This window comes from Phreatobacter sp. (assembly GCF_027532945.1).
Taxonomy (GTDB): domain Bacteria; phylum Pseudomonadota; class Alphaproteobacteria; order Rhizobiales; family Phreatobacteraceae; genus Phreatobacter.
The window spans coordinates 1-2,666 of the sequence record NZ_JAPZTZ010000027.1 but is presented as its reverse complement, the minus strand read 5'-3'; the positions used below and the strand labels follow the sequence as shown (position 1 = coordinate 2,666).

The following is a 2,666-nucleotide window of genomic DNA, read 5'->3' as shown; positions in this document are numbered from 1 at the left end:
CTGCCCTGGTCGCGCAAGGTGCAGGAGGCCTCCGGCAACCGCATCAAGATCGACATCTTCCCGTCGATGCAGCTGGGCGGCGCGCCGCCGCAGCTCTTCGACCAGGCGCGCGACGGCGTCGCGGACATTGTCTGGACCCTGCCGGGCAACACGCCGGGCCGCTTCCCCGCGACGGAGGCGATGGAGCTGCCCTTCATCGGGGGAAAACGTGGCGTCACCAATTCCAAGGTCATGGCGGAGCTCGGGCCGACGCACTTCTACAAGGAGTACTCGGAGGTCCAGCCGCTCTGCCTGTGGGCGCATGACCACGGCCTGATCCATTCCAACAAGCAGGTGCGCACGCAGGCGGACCTCGAAGGCCTGAAGCTGCGCTTCCCCACGCGCCAGGCTGGCGAGGCGCTCCGCGCGCTCGGCGCCACCGCCATCGGCATGCCGATCCCGCAGGTGCCGGAGGCGCTGGCGCAAGGTGTCATCAATGGCGCCGTGGTGCCGTGGGAGGTCGTGCCGGCGCTGCGCCTGCACGAGCTCGTCAACCACCACACGGAGATCCCCGGCTCGCCGACGCTCTACACGGCGACCTTCATCCTCGCGATGAACAAGGCGAAGTATGAGGGCCTGCCGGCGGACCTGAAGAAGGTCATGGACGACAATTCCGGCATGCCCGCCGCCATCATGGCCGGCGAGATGTGGGACGAGCGCGGCCGGGCGGTGAGCGAGATGGTCAAGGGCCGCTCGCGCAACACCATCACCGTCCTCGCCGAGGACGAGGCCGCCAAGTGGCGCGCCGCCACCCGTCCGGTCGAGGAGGCCTGGATCCGGTCGGTGCGGGACCGCGGCCTCGACGGCCAGAAGATCGTCGACGACGTGCGCGCCGCCGTCGCCAAGCACATGGCGGCCTGATCGCATGACCGGGGAGGGGGAGGTGACGGGCGGCGGTGCATCGCCGCCCGGACTGGTCGATCGCGTCGCGCGCGGGCTCGCCATCTTCGGTGGCCTGTTCATGCTGGCGGCGGCGATCATGGTCACCACCTCCGTCGTGCTGCGCTGGCTGTTCAAGTCCGGCGTGAAGGGCGATTTCGAGATGGTGCAGATCGCCACGGCGGTCGCGGTCTTCGCCTTCCTGCCGCTTTGCCAGCTGAAGCGCGGCAATGTCTTCGTCGACACCTTCACCCTGCGCACGCCGGGCTGGCTCAACCGCGGCCTCGACCGGCTCTGGGACGTGCTCTATGCCGCCTTCGCGCTGCTGATCGGCTGGCGGCTCATCGTCGGCGGGATCGACGCCATCGCCTCGCGCACCAGTTCCATGGTGCTCGCCATCCCGATCGGCTGGGCGATCCTGGCGACCGGCCTCATGGCCTTCGTCCTCGCCGCCGTCACCCTCGTCTCGGCCCAGCGCCTGTCCCGGGAGCCGTCATGAGCGGAGCCGCCGTCGCCGCCCTCGGCTTTGCCGGGATGCTGGTCCTGCTCGTGCTGCGCATGCCCATCGGGCTCGCCATGCTCACCGCGGGGTCGCTCGGCTATGTCTGGTTCACCAGCGTGCCGATCTTCCTCAACTACATGAAGACGACGCCCTACCACCTCTTCGCCAATTACACGCTGTCGGTCATCCCGCTCTTCGTGCTGATGGGGGCGCTGGCGGAGAAGTCGGGCCTCTCGACGGCCTTGTTCCGCGCGGCGGCGAGCTTCCTCGGCCATCGCCGCGGCGGCCTCGGCATGGCGCTGATCGGCGCCTGTACCGGCTTTGGCGCCATCTGCGGCTCGTCGGTCGCCACCACCGCCACCTTCGGCCGGGCGACGCTGCCGGAGTTCAAGCGCTACGGCTACGACCAGGGCTTCGCGACCGGCATGATCGCGGTGGGCGGCACGCTCGGCATCCTCATCCCGCCCTCGGTGATCCTCGTCGTCTATGCCATCACCACCGAGCAGAACATCGCCAAGCTGTTCATGGCGGCACTGATCCCCGGCCTGATGGCGGCGGTCTTCTACTGCGTCGTCATCGCCATCATGGTGCGCCTCGACCCCAAGGCGGGCCCTGCCGTCGAGCGGGTCGGCTGGGCCGAGCGCTGGCGGGCGGTGGTCGGCGTCTGGCCGGTCATGCTGATCGCCGTCACGGTGGTCGGCGGCATCTATGGCGGCATCTTCACGCCGACCGAGGGCGCGGCGGTCGGCTGTATCGCCATGCTGGCGGTGGGCCTCCTGCAGCGCAGCCTCGGCTGGGCGGAGATCCGCGAGTCGCTCATCCAGACCGCCGAGACCTCGGCAATGATCTTCATCATCCTGCTCGGCGCCGAGGTGTTCAACGGCTTCCTCGCCCTGTCGCAGCTGCCGACGCTCGCGGCCGAGATGGTGACCCAGTCCGGCCTGCCGCCCTATGGCGTGATCATCGGCCTGCTCGTCTTCTACATCATCCTCGGCGGCGTCATGGACGAGCTCGCCATGATCCTTCTGACCCTGCCGATCTTCTTCCCCATCGTGACGGCGCTCGACCTCGGCATGATGCCCGACGACATCGCCATCTGGTTCGGCATCCTCGTGCTGATGGTGGTCGGCATCGGCCTGACGGCGCCGCCGATCGGGCTCAACGTCTTCGTGGTCTCGGCCATCGCCAAGGACGTGCCGATCGTCGCGACCTATCGCGGCGTCATCCCCTTCGTCGCAGCCGACGT

The 2,666-nt window shown here is 68.8% G+C and carries 3 protein-coding genes; all 3 read left to right on the top strand.

Annotation, left to right across the window (positions count from 1 at the left end; translation table 11 throughout):
* Nucleotides 1-900: TRAP transporter substrate-binding protein (locus O9344_RS17600; RefSeq protein WP_298480424.1), on the top strand; the 900-nt coding region annotated here is incomplete at its 5' end.
* 4 nt (nucleotides 901-904) lie between these two features.
* A complete protein-coding gene (locus O9344_RS17595) occupies nucleotides 905-1,417 on the top strand; it encodes a TRAP transporter small permease (RefSeq protein WP_298480421.1) in 513 nt (170 codons plus the stop codon).
* Nucleotides 1,414-2,666: TRAP transporter large permease (locus O9344_RS17590; protein ID WP_298480418.1), on the top strand; the 1,253-nt coding region annotated here is incomplete at its 3' end. The genes O9344_RS17595 and O9344_RS17590, both read left to right, overlap by 4 nt.